We start from the raw sequence: 24,921 nt of genomic DNA, 5'->3' as shown, positions 1-24,921 counted from the left end.
TCTTTGTTATAATTTGTTGTAGAGGTGAAGGACATGTCAAACAAACTTGAAACAGGTATTCAATATATGCAAGAAGGAAATTGGGAAGAAGCAGCTAAAAATTTTACAGAAGCAATTGAAGAAAATCCGAAAGATGCGCTTGGATACATTAATTTTGCAAATTTATTAGACGTATTAGGAGATAGTGAGCGAGCGATTTTATTTTATAAACGTGCATTAGAGTTAGATGATAAATCTGCAGCTGCTTATTATGGCTTAGGAAACGTATATTATGGCCAAGAGCAATTTACTGAGGCGAAAGTTGTATTCGAACAAGCAATGCAAGCTGGATTACAATCAGCTGATGTAACATTTATGTTAGGTATTACACATGTACAGCTTGGAAATGATCGTCTTGCACTACCATTCTTACAAAGAGCAACAGAATTAGATGAAAACGATGTAGAAGCTGTATTCCAGTGCGGACTTTGCTTTGCGCGACTAGAACATATTCAAGAGGCGAAACCTTATTTTGAAAAGGTATTAGAAATGGATGAAGAGTATGCAGATGCGTATTACAATTTAGGTGTTGCTTACGTATTTGAAGAAAATAACGAGAAAGCTCTCGCTTTATTTAAGAAAGCAACTGAAATTCAGCCAGATCACTTTTTAGCTGGTAATGGCGTTCGTTTATTAGAGCAAGAAGCTGAATAAGATAAAAATATAGTTTAATGGGTAGTTATCCCTCATCTAAAAAGGTGGGGGATGTACTGCTCATTAAAGTGAAAATATCGGAAAGGAGAGGAAAGATGGGAAATCAACATGCAATGGATTTGTTTGAGGAAGAGAAAAAATTTATAAAAGCGCAAGTTCTTCATACCATTTTCCACAACGAAGAAAACCTCTATTCCGTTGTCAGTATGAAAGTCATTGAAACGAATGAAACGTATGACGAAAAGAAAGTAATGATAAACGGTCATTTTCCCCGCATGCATGAAGATGAAGTGTTTACATTGACAGGTCACTTTAAGGACCATCCAAAGTATGGAAAACAATATATGGTTGAAACATTTAAAAAAGAATTGCCGCAAACAAAAGCAGGTATGGTGCAATATTTAGCGAGTGATTTATTTAAAGGGATAGGAAAGCGTACAGCGGAAAAAATTGTGGATCATCTCGGGGAACATGCTATTTCTAAAATTATGGATGACCCTGAGGCGTTAAATGGTGTTGTTAACAAACAAAAGGCTCAGGAAATATATGAGACAATTGTTGAACATCAAGGATTAGAGAAAGTAATGAGCTTTTTAAATGGTTACGGTTTTGGAACGAAACTTTCTATTAAGATTTACCAGCAATATAAAGAGATGACATTAGAAGTGATTCGTAATAATCCGTATCAACTTATTGAAGAAGTGGACGGGATTGGTTTTGGACGAGCGGATGATATAGGGCGTGCGTTAGGGATATCGGGTAATCACGACGACCGTGTACGAGCGGGATGTTTTTACACATTAGAGAATGTCTCATTGCAACTTGGTCACGTTTATATGAGGAAAGATCAACTTGTAAGAGAAACGATGTCACTTTTAAACAATCAAGAAGGAAGAGTGACTGAAGAAGATATTATAGGTTGTATTGAAACGATGCAAAGTGAAGGGAAAGTTATCATAGAAGAAGAACGAGTGTATTTAGCAACTTTATTCTACTCTGAAAAAGGTGTTGTAAAGTCTATTCGTCGATTGATGAATCAAGAGGAAACACCTTCATTTCCTGAAGCAGAAGTGTTAAAAACATTAGGTGAAATTGAAGAACAGTTGAATGTACAATATGCACCGTTTCAGCAAGAAGCGATTCAAACGGCACTTCATAAACCGATGATGTTATTAACAGGTGGACCAGGAACAGGAAAAACAACCGTTATTAAAGGGATTGTTGAAATGTATGCGTCACTTCACGGATTATCGTTAAATCCGAATGAATACAGTGATGATAATCCATTTCCAATACTATTAACAGCTCCAACAGGAAGAGCAGCGAAGCGGATGAGTGAATCGACAGGACTTCCAGCTTGCACAATTCACCGTTTGCTTGGCTGGACGCCAGAAGGATCTTTCCAGCGTAATGAAACGGATCCTGTCCAAGGTAAGCTCCTTATTATCGATGAATTTTCAATGGTTGATATTTGGCTCGCAAATCAGCTATTTAAGTCGCTACCAACGAATATTCAAGTTATCGTTGTAGGTGATGAAGATCAGTTGCCATCTGTAGGACCTGGACAAGTATTAAAAGATTTATTAAATGCAGGTGCAGTTCCGACAGTGAAGCTTACTGAAATTTATCGTCAAGCAGAAGGCTCATCTGTTATTCAACTTGCCCATGCGATCAAAGACGGCACACTCCCGCCAGATTTAGCGCAAAATAAAAAAGATCGTTCGTTTATCAGCTGTACAGGGGCTCAAATTGTTGAGGTTGTGAAAAAAGTTTGCGAAAACGCTAAAACAAAAGGCTTTAGTGCGAGGGATGTTCAAGTATTAGCACCGATGTACCGCGGGCCTGCTGGTATTAATGTATTAAACGAAGCGCTGCAACAAGTATTTAACCCGAAAAGGGAAAAGAGTAAAGAAATCCAGTACGGTGATGTTGTATACCGAAGAGGCGATAAAGTACTGCAACTCGTTAATCAGCCGGAGAGCCAAGTGTTTAATGGGGATATCGGAGAAATTGTTTCGGTGTTTTATGCGAAAGAAAACGTTGAGCAACAAGATATGATTATCGTTTCATTTGATGGAATTGAGGTAACGTATACAAAGCCGGATTTAAATCAAATTACACATGCATATTGTTGTTCGATTCATAAATCACAAGGTAGTGAATTTCCGATTGTTATTATGCCGATTGTGAAAAGTTACAACCGTATGTTACGCCGTAATTTAATTTACACGGGCATTACAAGAAGTAAGAAGTTCCTTATTATTTGCGGGGAGGAAGTAGCTTTCCAATCTGGTGTAAATCGCCTTGATGATGCAATGCGTCAAACAACTTTAGCTAGTCGCTTGCAGGAATCACAAGGAGAAGTACAGATGGTCACAGTTAATGGCGAGGAAATGGACGTGGAAAACATTTCACCGTATGATTTCATGTAACAAGGTGAAATTATATAGTGAAACTTTCAAACGCATAGCGTTGAAAGGCTCCAGCAATGTATAAATGAATGCGGTTTGGACATAATGGCGAATAGAATCTGGGAGACTGTAAGGAGATGAAAGCCATATGTTCATTTGTCCAAATTGCAAAGGGAAAGACATTGGAAAAATAGGTGTCAACCAATTTTATTGCTGGAATTGTTATATCGAATTATCGGTTTCAAAGGGGAAAATCCATACGCATCAAGTTGAGGAAGATGGTTCATTAAGCTCTCTTGATGATTTATTTGATGAGAATGAAAGAACGATCGGATAACGAAAAGGGGGATTTACTTTGAATCTACGCAATTCATTAATCGCATTAGGTGTTGGAGCTGCAGCATATCAATATGCTCGTAAGCAAGATGTATTTTCAAAACGCAATATGAAAAAAGCACGTAAGATGATTAAGTCTTACTTATAATCATTTCGATAAAGTGAAAAACTCCCTTATAGACAAGGGAGTTTTTTTATGCACTCATATGCAAATAAAAAAGTCCAATTTCTGAGAAAAAATAAGATAGACCGTAACAGCCAACGCCAAGTATTCCATACTGCCATAATTGCTTCGCTTTTTCTTTACGTGAGGAACGAATAAAGAACCCCTTCCAAATACCAAAGCCGATACAAATCCATTCAAGAATCATAAAAAGTGCTGATAATCCAAGCATAAACAAAACCATAATTAGCCCTCCTGATTACATTATTTCATGCTGTATTCTCAGGGGTGGTTGTCCTTGTTATGTTATTTATATGTACGTCTTTAAAAAACAGTATGGTCCGTATGAAAAGATTTTAAAAGTTTCACACATAACCTAACCCATTTATTTTCAAAATAAAGGTGGAGGAGGTTTTTCATGTGAAGAATCTTAAAATCATTTGGATATATCGTTTAGGATTATTGTTACTTGTTTTTCTTTGTTTGCTCGTCTTTTTAAAAATTAAGCCACTATGGGCACCGATTATTTTTGTATTTAAAGTAGCAATTACGCCGTTTCTTATCGCCTGTTTTATTGCGTATTTATTGCACCCTTTAATTGAAAAAATTCATAAGGAAGGGATGCCCCGTACACTTGCCATTTTGCTCATTTATATCCTTTTCTTCGGCGGAATTGGTTATGGGATTTATAAAGGAACACCAGTCGTTATTAAACAGTTACAAGAGATTAATGAACAATTTCCGCAGTTTACAAAGATGTACGATTCGTGGATGGATGGCGTTACAGAACAAACAGCGAATTTCCCTTCGTTCATTCATGAAAAGGTGAAACAACTTTTTGTGGGTGTGGAAACGAAGATTCAAGCGCTTTTAAATAAAGTGATGAGTACAGCTCGTGGTGTACTCGATTCATTGCTCATTATTTTCTTAATACCGTTCATTGTATTTTACATATTAAAAGATTATGGTGAGTTTTATCATATCTTTTGGAAACTAGTCCCAAGTAAATGGCGAGGTACGGGGCAAATGCTTGCGAAAGAAATTGATAAGTCACTTGGAAGTTATATTCGAGGACAGTTATTTGTTTGTTTAGTATTAGGGGGAGTATCAGCTCTTTCTTTTTGGTTTATCGGTATGAAATATCCATTATTGCTTGGCATTATTATTGGGGTAACGGATATAATCCCGTACTTTGGTCCTATTTTAGGAGCGATCCCGACGTTAATGATTGCAGCAACAGTATCAACGAGTTTACTTATTAAGGCGGGGATTACGATTGCTATTTTGCAATTTGTGGAAAGTAACATTTTATCGCCTTACATTGTTGGTAAGTCACTTCGTATGCATCCTGTTATTATTATGCTTGCATTACTAGTTGGGGGGGAAGTAGCTGGTATTGTAGGGTTACTAATATCGGTTCCGATTTTAGCAGTTATTCGTACTGTCATTGTTCATGTGAGACCTCTCTTGAAAAAAGAAAATGTGTAAGTATAGAAGCCCTCTATGTAAGAAATAGAGGGCTAATCATATATTTATTGAGAAAGCTGCTCGTGTATCTTTTGAACGAGGGAGCTCACATCATTTGTTTGAATATGTTTTATTTTTTTCCATTCGTTATCATACATAAATACAATTTGATTGTTGAAAAGACGCTTTTGTTCTTTTAGATTAGAAATTTTTGCGAAAGAGTACTCTTCAAATATTGGATTCTTACTTACATCTGGCCCGTAAAAGAATAGCCTTTTGTTCGTTAAAATTAGCAATCCTGGCCTTGCGACGGAACGATAAATAAATATGTCTAATGAACATGCTGCGTAAAATAATATCGTTTCGTCAGTTGCTAATATGTTTTTAGCTTTGTTAAGTAAGGTTGTCATTGTGATCGCTCCTTTATTTTATTAACAATAATTTAATTATAGCAAAAAAAGTAATATTTAGAAATTTTTATAAATTATTATTGTAAGGAGATTCCAATTTATTAATAAACGCATAATATATGAAAAGGCTGTTAAGAATGAATAGTAGAATACCTATGATTAATAAGCGATTAATACAATATAAATGATTATCTACATTGACAAACTTAAGAGAATTCTATTATATTTAGTCATATAATACATTAAATCAATGACGGAACAAGTACGTTACAGTCCATTTATAGAGAGAAGCTTCCATATGGCTGAAAGAAGCTTTAAATGAAGGGTAACAGAAAGCTAATCCTGAGAGCAGCTAATCACTGCCGTCTTGCCACGTTACGGCACCATGAGGTGATGAATTGATTGTTATTGTAATCAATTCATAATTAGGGTGGTATCGCGAGTTAACTCTCGTCCCTTTTATAGGGACGGGAGTTTTTTATATTTAAGGAGGAAAATACAATGAAACAACTAACAGGCGCACAAATTCGTCAAATGTTTTTAGACTTTTTCCAAGAAAAAGGACATGCAGTAGAACCTAGTGCATCACTAGTTCCACATGAAGATCCATCTCTTCTATGGATTAATAGTGGTGTAGCAACATTAAAAAAATATTTTGATGGACGTGTAATCCCACAAAATCCACGTATTACAAATGCTCAAAAATCAATTCGTACAAACGATATTGAAAACGTAGGGAAAACAGCTCGTCACCATACATTCTTTGAAATGTTAGGAAACTTCTCAATCGGTGATTACTTCAAAGAAGAAGCAATTACATGGGCTTGGGAATTCTTAACGAGCGACAAATGGATCGGATTCGATAAAGAATTACTATCAGTTACAATCCATCCAGAAGATGAAGAAGCATTCACAATTTGGAATGAGAAAATGGGCGTTCCAAAAGAGCGTATTATCCGCTTAGAAGAAAACTTCTGGGATATCGGTGAAGGACCAAGTGGACCGAATACAGAGATCTTCTATGACCGCGGAGAAGCTTACGGTAATGACTTTAGTGACCCAGAATTATATCCAGGCGGAGAAAACGAGCGTTACTTAGAAGTATGGAACCTTGTATTCTCTCAATTTAATCATAATCCAGATGGTTCATATACACCACTTCCTAAGAAAAACATTGATACAGGGATGGGTCTAGAACGTATGACATCTATCGTTCAAGATGTGCCTACGAACTTTGATACAGATCTATTCATGCCGATGATTGGTGCAACAGAATCAATTTCTGGTGAGAAATATCGTAATGGCGATTTAGAAAAAGATATGGCGTTTAAAGTAATTGCTGACCATATCCGTACAGTAACATTTGCTGTTGGTGACGGTGCTCTTCCTTCTAACGAAGGCCGTGGTTATGTATTACGTCGTTTATTACGCCGCGCTGTTCGTTATTCGAAGAAATTAAACATTAACCGTCCATTCATGTTTGAATTAGTACCGGTTGTTGGAGAAGTAATGAAAGACTTCTATCCAGAAGTACTTGAAAAGAAAGATTTCATTGCGAAAGTTGTGAAAAACGAAGAAGAGCGTTTCCATGAAACACTTCATGATGGTGAAGCGATTTTAGCTGAAGTTATTACAAAAGCAAAAGAAGAAAAAACAACTGTTATTTCTGGAGTAGATGCATTCCGTCTATATGACACATACGGTTTCCCAATCGAATTAACAGAAGAATATGCAGAAGAAGCTGGTATGACAGTTGATCATGAAGGCTTTGAAAATGAAATGGAAAAACAACGTGAGCGTGCACGTGCTGCTCGTCAAGACGTTGACTCAATGCAAGTTCAAGGCGGTGTACTTGGAGAAGTTAAAGTAGCGAGTGAGTTCGTTGGTTACGGTACAGTTGCAACAGAAAGTAACGTTGTTGCACTTGTGAAAAACGGCGAATACACAGACAGTTTACAAGCTGGTGAAGAAGGACAATTAATGCTTGATGTAACACCATTCTATGCTGAGAGCGGTGGACAAATTGCAGACCGTGGTTACCTTCTTGCGGATGGTGTGAAAGTTCTTGTAAAAGACGTACAAAAAGCACCAAACGGCCAAAACTTGCATAAAGTTGTTGTTGAAGAAGGTACATTAACGAAAGATGCGGCTGTAAAAGCTATTATCGATACGAAAAACCGTAGTAGCGTTGTAAAAAATCATACAGCAACTCACTTACTACACCAAGCATTAAAAGACGTACTTGGAACACACGTTAACCAAGCAGGTTCTCTTGTAACTTCTGAACGTCTACGCTTTGACTTCTCTCACTTCGGTCAAGTACAAGCTGACGAATTAGAAAAAATTGAGCGTATGGTAAACGAGAAAATTTGGGAAAGTATTGATGTTGAGATTTCTCAAAAAGCAATCGAAGAAGCGAAAGAAATGGGCGCAATGGCATTATTCGGTGAAAAATACGGTGATGTTGTACGCGTTGTACAAGTTGGCGATTACAGCTTAGAGCTTTGTGGTGGTTGTCACGTTGATAATACAGCTTCTATCGGTATTTTCAAAATCGTTGCTGAGTCTGGTATCGGTGCAGGAACTCGTCGTATTGAAGCAGTAACTGGTAAGTCTGCATACGAATTAATGAACGATCAAGTAGGTTTATTAAAAGAAGCAGCAGGAAAAATGAAAACAAATCCGAAAGATATCTTAACAAGAGTTGATGGTCTATTTGCTGAAGTAAAACAACTTCAAAAAGAAAACGAATCTCTTGCTGCGAAATTAAGCAATATCGAAGCTGGAAACTTAACTGATTCTGTAATGACAGTTGATGGCGTAAATGTATTAGCAGCGAAAGTAAATGTTGCAGATATGAATAACTTACGTACGATGATGGATGATCTAAAAAATAAATTAGAGTCAGCAGTTGTTGTATTAGCGTCTGTTAATGACGATAAAGTAAACATCCTAGCAGGTGTAACGAAAGACTTAATTGGCCAAGGTTACCATGCTGGTAAACTTGTGAAAGAAGTAGCTTCTCGTTGCGGCGGTGGCGGTGGCGGCCGTCCTGATATGGCACAAGCAGGCGGTAAAAACCCAGCTCAAGTCGAAGAAGCTTTAGCATTTGTACAAGAGTACGTTAAATCTGTTTCAAAATAAAGAGATAGTAGTGTACAATGGTAGGGAGAGGAGAAGTTCTTCTCCCTATACTTACTATATAAGTGAGGTGCTTGAAATGGACGGTTTTGATAAAACAATGAAGTTTAGCATTCAAGATGAAAAACAGAGTGTCCATGTAAATGATGTACTTTTAACTGTGTATGATGCACTTCAAGAAAAAGGCTATAATCCGATTAACCAAATCGTCGGTTATTTATTAAGTGGAGACCCAGCATACATACCTCGCCATAAAGATGCACGTAGCATCGTTCGCAAGCTTGAACGTGATGAGATCATTGAAGAGCTTGTGAAGTCTTACTTGAAACATCATCGTGAGGAGTAGTTTATGCGGATATTAGGTTTAGATGTAGGTACAAAAACAGTCGGAGTTGCAATTAGCGACGAAATGGGCTGGACAGCACAAGGATTAGAAACAATTAAGATTAACGAAGAACGAGGTCACTTTGGTTTTGATCGTATTTCTGAGTTAGTAAAGCAGTACGATGTGGATAAAATAGTAGTAGGTTTACCTAAAAATATGAATGGTACAATTGGCCCACGTGGTGAAGCGTGCCAGCAATTTGCAGAAAACCTACGAGAGCTGTTACAATTAGACGTTGTAATGTGGGACGAGCGTTTGTCAACGATGGCAGCGGAACGTCTACTCATTTCAGCTGATGTAAGCCGTAAGAAGCGAAAGCAAGTAATCGATAAGATGGCTGCAGTCGTAATCTTACAAGGATTTTTAGATAGAAAATAAGAGGTGACCAAAATGGAAGAACGTCAAATTACAATTGTAGACGAAAAAGGTAACGAACATTTATGTGAAATTATTTTCACTTTTGATGCTGAAAAATTTGGTAAAAAATCATACGTAATCTTCTCTCCAATCGGTGAAGTAGATGAAGATGGAGACCCAATTTATGATGCAATGGCTTATGAGCAAAATGAAGAAGAGGGCGGAGTTTTACTTCCAATCGAATCTGAAGAAGAGTGGGAAATGGTACAAGAAACGTTCAACACTATTGCTGATGAGCAAGAAGCTGAATAATAAGTACTGAAAAGATGGACGATATACAGTCCATCTTTTTTTGTATTTATATGTAAAATGAAAGATTTTTTGTCGAAACTGTGTAAGTCTTTGTAGTATAATGAGACGGATTGTAGAAAAATAAAGTGTCTATTAAAAAAGATAAGTGAATTTGTTGCGTTTTTACATCGTGCTGTATAGAAAGGTGTACATACGGTCTACAATTAAGTAAGGAGGAAATGTTTTGATAGAGAATCAAGTGAAAAAGAAGCGTAGACGCATCTTTTTATTTTCGATTATTGCACTGCTTTTAGTTTGTGGTTCAGTCTATGCGTATATTTCATCCGCATTAGGACCAGTTGATAGCGGGAATAAAAAAGAGATTGAAGTAGAAATTCCGAAAGGATCATCTACAAGTAAAATTGGAGAAATTTTAGAAGAAAAAGGCGCTGTGAAAAACGGTACAGTTTTTAGTTTTTATACAAAGGCTAAATCGAAAAGTTTACAAGCAGGTACATATTTATTAAATCCTTCGATGAATGCTAAAGATGTTATTGAACAAATGTCATCTGGCAACGTGCATCGTCCAGCTCTTTATAAAGTGACGATCAAAGAAGGAGCGCAAGTAACTGAAATTGCAGAAACGATTGCGACAGAACTAAAGTGGAATAAAGACGATGTTACGCGTCAATTAAACGATAAAGCATTTATTCAAAAAATGCAGCAAAAGTATCCGAAGTTATTAACGGATAAAATCTTTGATAGTAATATTAAATACCCATTAGAAGGTTATTTATATCCTGCAACGTATTCGTTTTATAAGAAAGATACAACGTTAGAAGAAATTGTAATTCCGATGCTTGAGAAAACAAATGCAATCATTGTTCAAAATGAGGCGAAAATGAAAGTGAAGAACTGGGATGTTCATCAGCTTTTAACATTATCTTCACTTATTGAAGAAGAGGCAACTGGTTTTACAGATCGTCAAAAGATCGCTAGTGTCTTTTATAATCGTTTAGCAAAAGGTATGCCGCTTCAAACGGATCCAACGGTATTATATGCACTTGGAAAGCATAAACAACGTGTATTATACGAAGACTTAAAGGTCAACTCACCGTACAATACGTATGTTGTAAAGGGATTGCCGGTAGGGCCGATCGCAAACTCTGGTAAACATTCAGTGGAAGCTGCGTTAGAACCTGCGCAAACAGATTATTATTATTTCTTAGCTGCACCAAGTGGTGAAGTGTACTATGCGAAAACATTAGAAGAGCATAATGCATTAAAGCAAAAATACATTACGAAAAAACAGTGAAATGGGGAGGGATAGCGAAAAAAGTCGCACATCCCTCTTTTTTGTGGTAAAATATATCGGGTTAAAAACTGGCAGAAGAATCGTTTTTAATATCAAAACGGGACGTACAAGCTAAGGGTAAAGCTGGCTTGTATTTTTATTGCATTCTATGTGGGAAAAGACGTCATAGAGGCACTTCTCCATGTAAATAAGGAGGACCATTTATGGAGGATGCAGTTAACGAGTACCTATTATCATTTATTGATCCGAAAGATAAATTAATTCTTGAAATGGAAGAATATGCAACAGAAAATCATGTGCCGATTATGGATCGACTTGGAATGGAATTTATGCTGCAATTTTTACGTTTAATTGGACCGAAAAGCATTTTAGAACTTGGAACAGCAATCGGTTATTCTAGTATTCGTATGATGCAAGCTATTCCAAATTCACGTATTGTGACAGTTGAGCGCAATCGTGAGCGATATGAAAAAGCACTTGAATATATAGAACGTTCCCCAGTAACAGATCGTATTTCAGTTATTTACGGTGATGCGTTAGAAACAGGTGAACAAGTAAAAGAACACGGGACATTTGACGTTATTTTTATTGATGCAGCAAAAGGACAGTATCGTCGCTTTTTTGACTTATATGAACCGTTATTAAATCCTGGTGGCGTAATTATTTCAGATAATGTTATGTACCATGGTCTTGTAACGACAAAAGAGAAGATTGAAAACAGACGTACACGTGGTTTAATCCGTCGTATTAAGACGTACAATGAGTGGCTTATGAACCATGAAGGATATGATACAACGATTTTCCCAATTGGTGATGGAGTAGCTGTTAGTAAAAAGAGAGGGTGACCAAGGTATGAAGAAACCTGAATTGTTAGTAACGCCAAGAGCGGTGGCGGATATCGAACTTCTTGCGAAAGCAGGAGCAGATGCGGTAATGATCGGTGAGCAAAAGTTTGGTTTACGTTTAGCAGGGGAGTTTTCACGTGAAGATGTAAAACAAACTGTGAAGATTGCGCATGAAAATGGTGTGAAAGTATACGTAGCAATGAACGCTATGTTCCACAACGATAAAGTAGAAGAATTAACAGATTACGTTTCATTTTTAAATGAAGTAAATGTAGATGCAATTGTTTTCGGAGATCCAGCAGTATTAATGGCTGTTCGCGAAGTAGCGCCAAATATGCAGTTGCACTGGAATACAGAAACGACAGCAACCAATTGGTTCACTTGTAATTACTGGGGCCAAAGAGGAGCGAAGCGTGCTGTATTAGCTCGTGAGCTGAGCTTAGATGAAATTGTTGATTTAAAAGAAAATGCTGAAGTGGAACTAGAAGTACAAATTCACGGTATGACTTGTATGTTCCAATCGAAGCGTTCATTAGTAGGAAACTACTTTGAGTATCAAGGACGTAATCTTGACATTGAAAAGAAAAAATATGAAGAGAATATGTTCTTATATGACCCAGAGCGTAATAATAAATATCCAATCTATGAAGATGAAAATGGTACTCATATTATGAGTCCGAACGATATTTGTTTCATCGATGAATTAGAGGAACTAATCGAAGCTGAAGTTGACAGCTTAAAAATCGATGGTGTACTAAAAAGTTCTGAATACATTATTGAAGTAACGAAGAAATATCGTCAAGTGATTGATTTATGCGTAGAAGATCGTGATGCGTATTATGACGTGAAAGATGCTCTATATAAAGAAATAGAAGAAATGCAACCAGTAAATCGTCCGTTAGACACAGGATTCTTCTTTAAAGAAACGGTTTACTAAACGAGGAGGGTGTAGGAAATGACTGTACAAGAAATTTCACGAGTGATCGATGGCAAGCGCGTTATTGTGAAGAAACCTGAACTGTTAATCCCTGCGGGTAACTTAGAAAAATTAAAAGTAGCTATCCATTATGGGGCAGATGCTGTATATTTAGGTGGACAAGAATTTGGTCTTCGTTCGAATGCAGGTAACTTTACGCTGGAAGATATGGCAGAAGGCGTTGAATTTGCAAAGAAATATGGAGCGAAAATATATGTAACAACAAATATTTTCGCACATAATGAAAATATGGACGGGCTAGAGGAATATTTAAAAGGGATTGAAAAAGCTGGCGTAACGGGAATTATCGTTGCTGATCCGCTTATCATTGAGACGTGTAAACGTGTAGCGCCTTCTGTTGAGGTGCATTTAAGCACACAGCAATCACTATCCAACTGGAAAGCAGCACAGTATTGGAAAGAAGAAGGTTTACATCGTCTTGTATTAGCTCGTGAAGCAAGCTATGAAGAAATGAAAGAAATTAAAGACAAAGTGGATATTGAAATTGAAGCATTCGTCCATGGTGCAATGTGTATCGCATATTCAGGAAGATGTACACTAAGTAACCATATGACAGCGCGTGACTCTAATCGTGGCGGTTGTTGCCAATCTTGCCGCTGGGATTATGATTTAGTTCAAACAGTATCACAACATAAAGATGCAAAAGAGCTTCCTCTATTCCAAGAAGAAGATGCTCACTTTGCGATGAGTCCAAAAGATTTAAATTTAATTTTATCAATTCCGAAAATGATTGAAATTGGAATCGATAGTTTAAAGGTAGAAGGACGTATGAAATCAATCCATTACGTAGCGACTGTAGCAACTGTATATCGTAAAGTAATTGATGCTTATTGTGCGGATCCGGATAACTTTGAGTTTAAACAAGAATGGTTAGATGAGCTTGATAAATGTGCAAATCGTGATACAGCTCCTGCATTCTTTGAAGGGGTTCCAGGACATCAAGAGCAAATGTTTGGAAATCATAGTAAGAAAACAACGTATGATTTTGCTGGTTTAGTGTTAGATTATAATGAAGAAACGGGCATCGTAACGCTTGAGCAACGTAATCATTTCAAACCAGGACATGAAGTGGAGTTCTTTGGACCAGAAATAGAAAACTTTACGCAGACGGTGGAGAAAATTTGGGATGAGGATGGAAACGAATTAGATGCAGCGAGACATCCGTTGCAAATCGTGAAATTCAAAGTGGATCAACCAGTGTATGTGAATAATATGATGCGCAAAAGCATACTTCAATAAGAAAGAGTGGTAGTCGAATGGGGACGAATAAGCCTGTTGTAATTGGAATCGCTGGTGGTTCAGGATCAGGAAAAACAAGTGTAACGAAAGCGATTTTTGACCATTTTAAAGGTCATTCCATTTTAATCTTGGAGCAAGATTATTATTACAAAGATCAAAGCCATTTACCAATGGAAGAGCGTTTAAAAACAAATTATGATCATCCGCTTGCGTTTGATAATGATCTGTTAATTGAACATTTGCAGCAGTTGCTTGCATATGAGCAAATTGATAAGCCTGTATATGACTATACATTGCATACGCGTTCAGAAGAAATTATTCCAGTTGAGCCGAAAGATGTAATTATTTTAGAAGGAATTCTTATTTTAGAAGACCCACGTCTTTGTGAGTTGATGGACATTAAGTTATTTGTTGATACAGATGCTGACCTTCGTATTCTGCGCCGCATGCAGCGTGATATTAAAGAGCGCGGTCGTACGATGGATTCAGTTATTGATCAGTACGTAACTGTTGTACGTCCAATGCACAATCAATTTATTGAGCCTTCTAAGAAGTTTGCGGATATTATTATCCCTGAAGGTGGACAAAACCATGTTGCAATTGATATTATGGTGACAAAAATTGCAACAATTCTTGAACAAAAAGTAAATTTGTAATAGCATAGTAAAAGATATACGGTAGGAAGGGATTTTTTCCCTTCCCATCGAATACAATGAAACATGCAACCTCATCTATATATAGGTGAGGGCATATTTATATCAACTTTCCATACATATCTTCTTTATATAAAGAAGAATTGGAAATACGGGGTTGTATGTGACAACTCCGCTAGTGCAAGGGTACTAGAAACCTCCGCTAACAATGGAAGCGGAGGAGTTTTCATATGGAACTCCTCTTTTTTTCGGGGGATTGGTATATAAAAGGAGTGGAAAATATGTCAACAGAAAAAACATACCCTATGACGCAAGAGGGTAAGCAAAAACTAGAGAACGAACTTGAGCAATTAAAAACAGTAAGACGTAAAGAAGTAGTGGAACGTATTAAAATCGCACGTAGCTTCGGGGACCTTTCTGAGAACTCTGAGTACGATGCAGCAAAAGATGAGCAAGCGTTCGTAGAAGGACGTATTACACAATTAGAAAATATGATTCGTAACGCAGTTATCATTAAAGATAATGGCGAAGTATCTACTGTTGTTACATTAGGTAAAACAGTAACATTTAAAGAATTACCAAATGGAGATGAAGAAGCGTACACAATCGTAGGTAGTGCGGAAGCTGATCCATTTGAAGGAAGAATTTCTAACGATTCTCCAATCGCAAAAAGCTTATTAGGTAAGCAAATTGGTGAGAAAGTAACAATCCAAACACCAGGCGGAGAAATGCAAGTAGAGATTGTCTCTGTAAAATAATAAAAAAATCACTCGTGTAAAAACGAGTGATTTTTTTATTTGTATAAAAGATGAAACACTCCGTCCAAACTATAATAGACGAGGTGTTTTTTTATGAAAATAAAACGGAGAATTACAATTGTTTTAATTTGTTTTATGGGCATTATGTTTTTATTGCTTTGTCGTTTAATTCAAATCCAAATTATAGATACAGAATCATTTACTGATCGCAAAATAAATTTAATTGAAAAAAGTGTTACGCAACGTACGCAATCCATTGCAGTAGACGATGGACGTGGGCAGTTTATAGATCGTAGTGGTAAAGAAATAGGTGAGGAAAAGTATCCTGTTTTAATTGTTTTTCCATTTTTACAAATAAAAAATGACATGTTAGAGAAAATCGCGCATATCATTGGTGTGTCGAGACAAGAAATCAGAAGACAAATGAAAAATAAAAAAAATGCATTTATACTGCAAGGGGAAACTGCTCCATTTCGAGTGACACGAGAGCAGATGGAGAAGGTGAATCAATTACATGTATTAGGTATTGTAGCAGCTGAAGTGCGATTAAAACAAACTGGGGAGATAAATCATTTAATTGGTGATGTAGGGGAGAACGAAAGAGAATTTCAAAAGCGATATGGAGAAGTGAAAAAAATTTCAAAACAAACGCCGATAGGTATTTCAGGATTACAGCAATCTTTTGATGAATTTTTATTGACTGATGGAGAGGCAAAAGTATTGTATCAAGTAGATCGGCAAGGAGAACCAATTTTCGGAAAGCAAGCGAAATATACTTCACCAGGAAATCCATTTTACCCAGTTAGGATTCAAACTACTTTACATAAAGGGTTGCAGCAAAAAGCAGAAGAAGTGATTGAAGCAAATGAAATAAAGAAGGGGGGATTAGTATTACTTGATGTAAAGACAAATGAAATATTAGCGATGGTCAGTAAGCCGTCTTTACAAGTAAGAGATAAGAATTTATATAAGACTACACTTGAAAATCAAATGTTAACGCCGCATTTTCCAGGCTCTGTTTTTAAAACAGTAGTTGCAGCTGCAGTCATTGATCAAAAAGTAAATTTGTTTAATCGGACATTTAATTGTAATAAAGATTTATATGGTGAAAACGACCCACAAGTTATGATGGGTACACTTAACTTCAAAGAGAGCTTTGCTAGGAGCTGTAACAGGACATTTTCCGAGTTAGGTAACGAGCTATTACAAAAGGATAGGACGGTGCTAGAAACATACGTAGCAGCTTTAGGAGCAAATGAAAAGGTCGGATGGAAAGGTTCTGTATTTCATACACCTCATTTCGAGCAAATGCCAGAAGAAAAAGGCACTACTATTTGGGGGAATGAAGAAAACAAAAATAGTAAAAAAGCGGTAGAGCAAACAGCGATTGGACAGAAAGATGTACGTATATCACCTCTAGCAATTGCTAATATGATGGCGACGATTGCGAGGAATGGAGAAAAGATGGAAGTGAAAGCTGTTGAAAAAATAGTATATAAAAATGGAGCGGATTTTTTTACATTTGAGAACCATACGTTACATGGAAAACAGCTTTCGTATGAAACAGTGAAAACATTACAAGAGTTATTAAGAGGCGTTGTAACAAGGGAGAAAGGAACAGGAACGGCATTCCGCTCGTTACCGCTCAGTGTCGCTGGAAAATCCGGGACAGCGCAAACAGGGAAAGGGACGAGGGTGAATCGCTGGTTTGCAGGTTATTTTCCGTATGAGAATCCAAGATATGCTTTAGTTGTTGTTGATCTAGAGACTGATAACAAAGTGAATAAAGTAACACCTATTTTTAAAGATATGGTAGGAGCAATCTATCAATTGGAGAATGAAAAGTAATCTTGCAATTTATAGTGAATTGTTTTCATTTCATGAAAATATCATTGTAAATGTTCAACCTTTCTAGATTTAATGTTACAATAGCAATTAGGAAAAACTGCATGGAGGTTTGGAGAATGGCAGGAGGATCAAGATTCCAACAGAAACAACAAAAACGTCGTCAAAACGGTGTTTTAAATATTGCAATCGCTATTGTATTACTATTAGTAGCTATTGTAGCATATCAATTGTTCGTTCCTAGTACGAAAGAGCAAGCATCTTCTACTGATAAGAAAGTCTCTCAACAAACAACAAAGAATGAGAAAGCTGGAAAATCAGAAGATAAAGAATCTGCTAAGAAAAAAGAAAAAGAAAAAGAGCAAGCAGAAGCTAAGCAAAAAGCTGAAGAAGAGAAGTTAAAGGCTGAGGAAGAAAAGAAAAAAGCTGAAGAAGAAGCGAAAGCTAACGAGAAAGTATCAGCTGAAAAAACTGTATCCAAGGCAAAAGAGGCTTATACAAAACCTTCTTGGAAAGCTGTAGGAACAGAACAAGGTTCATCACCAGCGATGACGTTTAAACAGGGGTCATCAGATTGGAATGAGATGCAAAGTGCAATTGCTGCAGGTATTGAAGTACCGAAGGAGCAATTAGTATTCCATTTTGTTGGAAGAGACAAAACTGGAAAGAGTAAAGCTTATGGTGACGTTCAAGATAAGCAAAGTGGAAAAAGATATTACGTAAATATTGATTGGGTAGACAATGAGGGCTGGAAACCAGTACTTGTTCAAACTCTAAACTAAAAAAGAGAAGCTCCTTAGGAGCTTCTCTTTTTTAGTTAACGCAATTTCTTTAATTTAAAATGAACAACCGCGCTATAATACGGTCTTTTGCTTTCAGGATCCATAACCATTTGATGTGAGATGTGATGAACTTCAAGCATAAGTGCTTTATTATTATCGATTTGTTCACTAATTTTTCGTTCTAAAGAAGCTAAGTCTCCCGCTTCAAAAAATTCTACTTTATCTTCTAACATTTCAAAGGTAAATGACATGAAGACGGCCCCTCTCCTATGTAATCAACTATAGTGTAACAAAGAAAAGAAGGAAATACCATGTACATTTCAATTGACATTTTTAGAAAGAGGGAATATCATACTGATAAAACCGATAAGAAAAAGGGGAATTTTTATGGGCACAGAATTTAATGGTTTATTTGATGAGTGGGCTCATACGTACGACTCATTCGTACAAGGCGAAGATATACAATATAAAGAAGTTTTCGCCCATTATGAGGATATTCTAGAGGATGTAGTTAACAAGTCATTTGGTAATGTATTAGAATTTGGTGTCGGTACAGGTAATTTAACAAATAAATTATTACTTGCTGGCCGCACAGTTTACGGTATAGAACCGTCGCGTGAAATGCGTATGATTGCAAAAGAGAAATTGCCAAAAGAATTTTCGATTACAGAAGGTGATTTTCTTTCGTTTGAAGTCCCAAATTCAATTGATACCATTGTAAGCACCTATGCATTTCATCATTTAACAGATGATGAAAAAAATGTAGCGGTTGCGAAGTATAGTCAATTGCTAAACAAAGGTGGTAAAATAGTGTTTGCTGATACGATATTTGCAGATCAAGATGCATATGATAAAACTGTTGAAACAGCAAAACAAAGAGGTTTTCACCAGTTAGCAAACGATTTGCAAACGGAATACTATACACGTATTTCAGTTATGCAGACTATTTTTGAAAACAATGGCTTCCATGTAACGTTTACGAGATTAAATCATTTCGTTTGGGTAATGGAGGCAACTAAGCAATAGAAAGAGGGATTAGATTGAGAATTGCTGTAATTGGAGCAATGGAAGAAGAAGTACGTATTTTACGTGACAAATTAGAACAAGCAGAAACAGAAACGGTTGCAGGTTGTGAATTTACGAAAGGGCTATTAGCAGGACATGAAGTAATCTTGTTAAAGTCTGGTATTGGTAAAGTAAATGCAGCGATGTCAACGACAATTTTATTAGAAAAATATAAGCCTGAAAAAGTAATTAATACTGGTTCAGCTGGTGGATTCCATCATTCTCTAAACGTTGGTGATGTAGTTATTTCCACTGAAGTTCGTCACCATGACGTAGATGTAACAGCATTTAACTATGAATATGGTCAAGTACCAGGAATGCCGCCTGGATTTAAAGCTGATGAGGCGTTAGTTGCATTAGCTGAGAAATGTATGCAAACTGAAGAAAATATTCAAGTTGTAAAAGGCATGATTGCAACAGGCGATTCATTTATGAGTGATCCGAACCGCGTTGCAGCCATCCGTGATAAATTTGAAAATCTTTATGCGGTAGAAATGGAAGCAGCAGCTGTCGCACAAGTATGCCACCAATATGAAGTTCCGTTTGTTATCATTCGCGCACTTTCTGATATTGCTGGTAAAGAATCAAATGTTTCATTTGATCAGTTTTTAGATCAAGCAGCTCTTCATTCTACAAACTTTATCGTAAAAGTGTTAGAAGAGTTAAAGTAATGTAACAAAAAGGCAACTGTCTCATATAAAGAAAATACATACAGTTGCCTTTTCTTTATTGGCAAACAAGGGGGAGAACACGATGAATGTATATCGTGGAGTTCATGAGTTAATTGGTCATACACCAATTGTAGAAATTACTCGTTTTTCACTTCCGAAAGGGGTCCGCTTATTTGCAAAGCTTGAATTTTATAACCCAGGCGGAAGCGTTAAGGATCGTTTAGGAAGAGAATTAATCGAAGATGCGCTAGAAAAAGGGCTTGTTACCCAAGGTGGAACAATTATTGAACCGACTGCTGGGAATACTGGTATTGGACTGGCACTTGCAGCATTAGAACATGATTTACGTGTTATCGTTTGTGTACCAGAGAAATTTAGTATTGAAAAACAAGAATTAATGAAAGCACTAGGTGCAACGGTCGTGCATACACCGACTGAGCAAGGAATGACCGGTGCAATTGCAAAAGCAAAAGAATTAGTAAATGAAATACCGAATTCATACTCTCCAAGTCAGTTTGCGAATGAAGCAAACCCGCGTGCTTATTTCAAAACACTAGGTCCTGAACTTTGGGATGCACTGAATGGAGAGATTAACATATTTGTTGCTGGAGCAGGAACTGGCGGTACGTTTATGGGGACTGCATCTTATTTGAAAGAAAAAAATATAGATATTAAAACAGTTATCGTAGAGCCAGAAGGATCTATTTTAAATGGTGGTAAGGCTGGTTCACATGAGACCGAAGGAATTGGACTGGAATTTATCCCGCCATTTTTGAAGACATCTTATTTTGATGAAATTCATACGATTTCTGATCGAAATGCATTTTTACGAGTGAAAGAATTAGCGCAAAAAGAAGGACTTCTCGTTGGGAGCTCTTCAGGAGCAGCATTTCATGCGAGCTTACTTGAGGCAGAGAAGGCAGCACCAGGTACAAATATTGTAACCATTTTTCCTGATAGTAGTGAGCGCTATTTAAGTAAAGACATATACAAAGGATGGGAATAAAAAATGAGAGCAAAGACAAAGTTAATTCATGGTATTCGCATAGGAGAACCTTCAACTGGATCTGTAAACGTACCGATCTATCAAACAAGTACGTACAAACAAGAAGCGGTTGGTAAGCATCAAGGATATGAATATTCACGTACAGGTAACCCAACACGTGCAGCTTTAGAAGAAATGATTGCTGTATTAGAAAATGGTCATGCTGGATTTGCATTCGGTTCTGGAATGGCTGCTATTACAGCGACAATTATGTTGTTCTCAAAAGGTGACCACGTTATTTTAACAGATGATGTTTATGGTGGAACGTATCGTGTTATTACGAAAGTATTAAACCGCTTCGGTATTGAACATACATTTGTAGACACAACAAACTTAGAGGAAGTTGTAGAAGCAATTCGTCCAAATACGAAAGCGATCTATGTGGAAACACCAACGAACCCATTACTAAAAATTACTGATATTAAGAAAATATCTACTCTTGCTAAAGAGAAAGATTTATTAACAATTATTGATAATACATTCATGACGCCATATTGGCAGTCGCCGATTTCTTTAGGAGCAGACATTGTACTTCATAGTGCAACGAAATATTTAGGAGGTCATAGTGACGTAGTTGCAGGTCTAGTAGTGGTAAATAGCCCACAACTAGCAGAAGACCTTCACTTTGTACAAAACTCAACAGGAGGTATTCTTGGACCACAAGATAGCTTCTTACTACTTCGCGGTTTAAAAACATTAGGAATTCGTATGGAAGAACATGAAACGAATTCACGCGCTATTGCTGAATTCTTAAATAATCATCCAAAAGTAAATAAAGTATATTACCCAGGTCTTGAATCACATCAAAACCACGAATTAGCAACAGAACAAGCAAATGGATTTGGTGCTATTATTTCGTTTGATGTAGATAGTGAGGAAACATTAAATAAAGTACTTGAGAAACTGCAATACTTTACACTTGCTGAAAGCTTAGGAGCAGTAGAAAGTTTAATTTCTATCCCATCTCAAATGACACATGCATCAATCCCAGCAGATCGCCGTAAAGAATTAGGAATTACAGATACATTAATTCGTATTTCTGTCGGTATTGAAGATGGTGAAGATTTAATTGAAGATTTAGCACAAGCGCTAGCGTAATAAAAAATGCACTGCTAATGTGGAGCAGTGCATTTTTATTATGTTAATTTGTGAAACATTTCACAAATTAGACATACACAAATGAAATGATTTCATGTATATTGAATTCATGAAATGTTATTCACGAGTAAACTTGTGAAATGTTTCACAAACAATGGGATTCATGTAGGACGGTAACTCTATTTTTTTTCGCTAATCGGGACTTATTATGACCTGTAGGGACTTATAAAGACCGTGATAACAGAATAGGAGGAAATTTACATGGTAGTCAAAGAGAAAGTTGTAAATGAAATGCAAGAGGTAAAAGAGATGATTGATACGTTAGTAAATAACGGTCAACAAGCTTTACAAGCATTAGAAAGTTTTACACAAGAGCAGATTGACAACATTGTTCATGAAATGGCATTAGCAGGTGTTGATCAACATATGCCACTTGCAAAATTGGCTGTTGAAGAAACAGGCCGTGGTGTCTATGAAGACAAATGCATTAAAAATATTTTTGCCACTGAATATATTTGGCATAGTATAAAGCAAGATAAAACGGTAGGAATTATTCACGAAGATCCTCATGAAGAAATAATAGAAATTGCAGAACCTGTCGGTGTAGTAGCTGGGGTAACACCAGTAACGAATCCAACGTCGACAACAATGTTTAAAGCTTTGATTGCGATAAAAACGAGAAATCCAATTATTTTCGCATTTCATCCTTCTGCACAAAATTGTTCGGTGGCAGCAGCGAAAACCGTATATGATGCAGCAATGAAAGCTGGTGCACCAAAACATTGTATTCAATGGATTGAAAGACCGTCTGTCGAAGCGACAAAACAATTAATGAACCATGAGGGTGTGGCACTCGTTCTAGCAACTGGAGGCGCTGGTATGGTGAAATCAGCTTACTCTACTGGAAAACCAGCACTAGGTGTAGGTCCTGGTAATGTACCGTGTTATATAGAAAAATCAGCACATGTAAAACGAGCTGTTAATGATTTAATTTTATCGAAAACATTTGATAACGGTATGATTTGTGCATCGGAACAAGCAATCATTGTCGATAAAGAAATCTATGATGATGTTAAAACAGAAATGATCGAAAACAATTGTTACTTTGTAACAGAAGAAGAAAGAAAAAAATTAGAAAAGCTCGTTATAAATGAAAATACATGTGCAGTAAATAGTGATATTGTAGGAAAATCAGCACAGTATATTGCCGAATTAGTTGGGATTACTGTTCCTGAACATACAAAAATGCTTGTAGCTGAAATTCAAGGTATCGGAGCAGCATACCCGTTATCTCGTGAGAAACTGAGCCCAGTATTAGCCTGTGTGAAGGCGAATTCATTAGAAAAAGGATTTACATATTGCGAAGAAATGTTGAACCTCGGTGGTTTAGGACATTCAGCAGTTATTCATTCTACAAATAAAGAAGTGCAAAAGCAATTTGGATTACGTATGAAAGCTTGCCGTCTCATTGTAAATGCACCTTCATCACAAGGTGGAATAGGGGATATATATAACGGATTTATTCCATCACTTACACTTGGTTGTGGTTCTTACGGAAAAAATTCAGTTTCCCAAAATGTAACAGCGACTCATTTATTAAATATAAAAAGGCTGGCAAATAGAAAAAAGAATATGCAGTGGTTCAAATTGCCGCCAAAAATTTATTTTGAAAAACATGCTACAGCGTATTTAGCAAATATGCCTAACATTTCACGTGCATTTATTGTAACGGATCCTGGAATGGTTGAACATGGCTATGTGGATACAGTCACGCACTATTTAAACAAGCATGCAAATGATGTGAAAATTGAAGTTTTCTTTGAGGTCGAACCAGATCCATCAGATGAAACTGTCTTTAAAGGTGCGGAAATGATGAGAAGCTTTAAGCCAGATGTAATTATCGCACTTGGTGGTGGTTCAGCTATGGATGCAGCAAAAGGAATGTGGTTATTCTATGAGCATCCAGAAACGACATTCTATGGCATTAAACAGAAGTTTTTAGATATAAGAAAACGTACATGTAAATATCCGGAATTAGGAAATAAGGCGCAGTTTGTTGCGATTCCAACAACATCAGGAACAGGATCAGAAGTGACACCATTTGCGGTTATTACAGATAAGAAAAATAATATAAAGTATCCGCTCGCAGATTATGAATTAACACCAGATGTAGCAATTGTTGATCCGCAATTTGTAATGACAGTACCACCACATGTAACAGCAGATACTGGTATGGATGTTTTAACACATGCAATTGAGGCGTATGTGTCTGTTATGGCAAATGACTATACAGATGGATTAGCATTAAAAGCTATTGATCTCGTATTCAAATATTTACCGAGAGCATACAAAGATGGAAATGATGAAGAAGCACGGGAAAAAATGCATAACGCTTCTGCAATTGCAGGGATGGCATTTGCAAATGCTTTTCTAGGTATTAATCACAGCTTAGCACATAAAATTGGTCCAGAATTCCATATTCCGCACGGACGTGCAAATGCAATTCTTATGCCGCATGTAGTCCGCTATAATGCTATTAAGCCAAGAAAACACGCATTGTTCCCAAAATATGAGCACTTTGTAGCAGATGAACGCTATGCACATATTGCGAGAATGCTCGGGCTTCCAGCAAGCTCAGTAGCAGAAGGTGTGGAATCACTCGTCAAAGCAATTATTGAGCTTGGAAAAAGCTTAAATATTAATATGAGTATTGCCGGACAAGGGGTAGATAAAGAGCAATTTGAAGAGGTTGTTGGAGTATTAGCAGAAAGAGCTTTTGAAGATCAATGTACAACTGCTAATCCAAAGTTACCGCTTATTTCAGAGCTGAAAGAAATTTATATGGAAGCATATAAAGGTGAATAATGATTAAAAAGGAGCCGCAGTAAAGCGGCTCTTTTTTTGTTGGAAAACATCTCCCAGAATGGCTGTATTTACTGGTCTTTCAGTTTCAT

Annotated in this window: 25 protein-coding genes and 1 other annotated feature; of the genes, 22 read left to right on the top strand and 3 right to left on the bottom strand. The window is 36.8% G+C overall.

All coding sequences use genetic code 11. The features are described 5' to 3' along the window. The first annotated feature begins 33 nt into the window (after positions 1–33). The 4 genes from AC1Q51_RS09255 to AC1Q51_RS09240 all read left to right on the top strand — a co-directional run bounded on the left by AC1Q51_RS09255 (position 34) and on the right by AC1Q51_RS09240 (position 3,588). Complete coding sequence (locus AC1Q51_RS09255; protein WP_199716870.1) at positions 34–693, top strand: tetratricopeptide repeat protein; 660 nt, start codon at positions 34–36, stop codon at positions 691–693. A 95-nt stretch (positions 694–788) separates the two neighbouring features. Continuing rightward, a complete protein-coding gene (gene recD2 / locus AC1Q51_RS09250; protein ID WP_000528080.1) occupies positions 789–3,125 on the top strand; it encodes an SF1B family DNA helicase RecD2 in 2,337 nt (778 codons plus the stop codon). A gap of 127 nt (positions 3,126–3,252) precedes the next feature. Continuing rightward, entirely contained in the window at positions 3,253–3,441 is a 189-nt protein-coding gene (locus AC1Q51_RS09245) for a YrzR-like zinc ribbon domain (RefSeq protein ID WP_000469281.1), read from the top strand. 18 nt (positions 3,442–3,459) lie between these two features. After that, positions 3,460–3,588: a YrzQ family protein gene (locus AC1Q51_RS09240; protein ID WP_001053553.1), complete on the top strand. Its 129-nt coding sequence runs from the start codon at positions 3,460–3,462 to the stop codon at positions 3,586–3,588. 46 nt (positions 3,589–3,634) lie between these two features. On the opposite strand, the gene AC1Q51_RS09235 is transcribed toward AC1Q51_RS09240, so the two are convergent. Further along, complete coding sequence (locus tag AC1Q51_RS09235) at positions 3,635–3,847, bottom strand: hypothetical protein (protein ID WP_000242538.1); 213 nt, start codon at positions 3,845–3,847, stop codon at positions 3,635–3,637. A gap of 176 nt (positions 3,848–4,023) precedes the next feature. On the opposite strand from AC1Q51_RS09235, the gene AC1Q51_RS09230 reads away from it, so the two are divergent. Then, positions 4,024–5,091, top strand: coding sequence for an AI-2E family transporter (locus AC1Q51_RS09230; RefSeq protein WP_000793129.1), 1,068 nt, complete (start codon positions 4,024–4,026; stop codon positions 5,089–5,091). Positions 5,092–5,135: 44 nt separating this feature from the next. On the opposite strand, the gene AC1Q51_RS09225 is transcribed toward AC1Q51_RS09230, so the two are convergent. Next, the gene (locus AC1Q51_RS09225; protein WP_053563621.1) at positions 5,136–5,480 is read right to left on the bottom strand and encodes a PH domain-containing protein; all 345 of its coding nucleotides are present in this window, start codon (positions 5,478–5,480) and stop codon (positions 5,136–5,138) included. A 241-nt stretch (positions 5,481–5,721) separates the two neighbouring features. Beyond that, positions 5,722–5,941, top strand: a binding site (T-box leader). Positions 5,942–5,981: 40 nt separating this feature from the next. Between AC1Q51_RS09225 and alaS the strand changes: the two genes are divergently transcribed. The 12 genes from alaS (at position 5,982) to AC1Q51_RS09165 (ending at position 18,088) form a co-directional block, all read left to right on the top strand. Further along, a complete protein-coding gene (gene alaS / locus AC1Q51_RS09220; RefSeq protein WP_071729607.1) occupies positions 5,982–8,624 on the top strand; it encodes an alanine--tRNA ligase in 2,643 nt (880 codons plus the stop codon). A 76-nt stretch (positions 8,625–8,700) separates the two neighbouring features. Next, entirely contained in the window at positions 8,701–8,967 is a 267-nt protein-coding gene (locus AC1Q51_RS09215; protein ID WP_000348591.1) for an IreB family regulatory phosphoprotein, read from the top strand. A gap of 3 nt (positions 8,968–8,970) precedes the next feature. Then, positions 8,971–9,384, top strand: coding sequence for a Holliday junction resolvase RuvX (gene ruvX / locus AC1Q51_RS09210; protein ID WP_001221190.1), 414 nt, complete (start codon positions 8,971–8,973; stop codon positions 9,382–9,384). Between the two features lie 12 nt (positions 9,385–9,396). Beyond that, positions 9,397–9,675, top strand: coding sequence for a DUF1292 domain-containing protein (locus AC1Q51_RS09205; RefSeq protein ID WP_000392731.1), 279 nt, complete (start codon positions 9,397–9,399; stop codon positions 9,673–9,675). A gap of 223 nt (positions 9,676–9,898) precedes the next feature. Then, positions 9,899–10,969, top strand: a complete 1,071-nt coding sequence (mltG, locus tag AC1Q51_RS09200; RefSeq protein WP_199716871.1) for an endolytic transglycosylase MltG — start codon at positions 9,899–9,901, stop codon at positions 10,967–10,969. 203 nt (positions 10,970–11,172) lie between these two features. Then, positions 11,173–11,814, top strand: coding sequence for an O-methyltransferase (locus AC1Q51_RS09195; protein ID WP_000389102.1), 642 nt, complete (start codon positions 11,173–11,175; stop codon positions 11,812–11,814). Positions 11,815–11,821: 7 nt separating this feature from the next. Next, positions 11,822–12,751: a peptidase U32 family protein gene (locus AC1Q51_RS09190; protein ID WP_199716872.1), complete on the top strand. Its 930-nt coding sequence runs from the start codon at positions 11,822–11,824 to the stop codon at positions 12,749–12,751. A gap of 18 nt (positions 12,752–12,769) precedes the next feature. Continuing rightward, the gene (locus tag AC1Q51_RS09185) at positions 12,770–14,050 is read left to right on the top strand and encodes a peptidase U32 family protein (RefSeq protein WP_000217961.1); all 1,281 of its coding nucleotides are present in this window, start codon (positions 12,770–12,772) and stop codon (positions 14,048–14,050) included. Between the two features lie 17 nt (positions 14,051–14,067). After that, positions 14,068–14,706: a uridine kinase gene (udk, locus tag AC1Q51_RS09180; protein ID WP_000537080.1), complete on the top strand. Its 639-nt coding sequence runs from the start codon at positions 14,068–14,070 to the stop codon at positions 14,704–14,706. A 278-nt stretch (positions 14,707–14,984) separates the two neighbouring features. Then, positions 14,985–15,461, top strand: coding sequence for a transcription elongation factor GreA (greA, locus tag AC1Q51_RS09175; RefSeq protein WP_014894880.1), 477 nt, complete (start codon positions 14,985–14,987; stop codon positions 15,459–15,461). Between the two features lie 93 nt (positions 15,462–15,554). Next, a complete protein-coding gene (locus tag AC1Q51_RS09170) occupies positions 15,555–17,309 on the top strand; it encodes a peptidoglycan D,D-transpeptidase FtsI family protein (RefSeq protein WP_000695142.1) in 1,755 nt (584 codons plus the stop codon). A 116-nt stretch (positions 17,310–17,425) separates the two neighbouring features. Continuing rightward, positions 17,426–18,088, top strand: coding sequence for a YrrS family protein (locus AC1Q51_RS09165; protein WP_000897094.1), 663 nt, complete (start codon positions 17,426–17,428; stop codon positions 18,086–18,088). Between the two features lie 35 nt (positions 18,089–18,123). Here AC1Q51_RS09165 and AC1Q51_RS09160 read toward each other — a convergent pair whose 3' ends face one another. Continuing rightward, entirely contained in the window at positions 18,124–18,339 is a 216-nt protein-coding gene (locus AC1Q51_RS09160; RefSeq protein ID WP_000010984.1) for a YrzA family protein, read from the bottom strand. A gap of 136 nt (positions 18,340–18,475) precedes the next feature. Here AC1Q51_RS09160 and AC1Q51_RS09155 point away from each other — a divergent pair, with 136 nt between their 5' ends. From AC1Q51_RS09155 to adhE, 5 genes are all read left to right on the top strand, one after another. Further along, complete coding sequence (locus AC1Q51_RS09155; RefSeq protein WP_492331468.1) at positions 18,476–19,114, top strand: class I SAM-dependent DNA methyltransferase; 639 nt, start codon at positions 18,476–18,478, stop codon at positions 19,112–19,114. A 14-nt stretch (positions 19,115–19,128) separates the two neighbouring features. Further along, on the top strand, positions 19,129–19,824 hold the full coding sequence (mtnN, locus tag AC1Q51_RS09150; protein WP_001217027.1) for a 5'-methylthioadenosine/S-adenosylhomocysteine nucleosidase: 696 nt from the start codon (positions 19,129–19,131) through the stop codon (positions 19,822–19,824). An 82-nt stretch (positions 19,825–19,906) separates the two neighbouring features. Further along, positions 19,907–20,830, top strand: coding sequence for an O-acetylserine dependent cystathionine beta-synthase (locus tag AC1Q51_RS09145; RefSeq protein ID WP_001103877.1), 924 nt, complete (start codon positions 19,907–19,909; stop codon positions 20,828–20,830). Positions 20,831–20,833: 3 nt separating this feature from the next. Beyond that, positions 20,834–21,967, top strand: a complete 1,134-nt coding sequence (locus AC1Q51_RS09140; RefSeq protein ID WP_001201921.1) for a bifunctional cystathionine gamma-lyase/homocysteine desulfhydrase — start codon at positions 20,834–20,836, stop codon at positions 21,965–21,967. Between the two features lie 261 nt (positions 21,968–22,228). Continuing rightward, positions 22,229–24,832 carry a bifunctional acetaldehyde-CoA/alcohol dehydrogenase gene (gene adhE / locus AC1Q51_RS09135; protein WP_000260463.1) on the top strand — a complete coding sequence of 868 codons (2,604 nt, stop codon included), beginning with the start codon at positions 22,229–22,231 and terminating at the stop codon, positions 24,830–24,832. Positions 24,833–24,921: the final 89 nt, after the last annotated feature.

The sequence above is a fragment of the Bacillus sp. MT94 genome, assembly GCF_058792475.1.
This window is presented reverse-complemented; position numbering and strand designations above follow the sequence as displayed.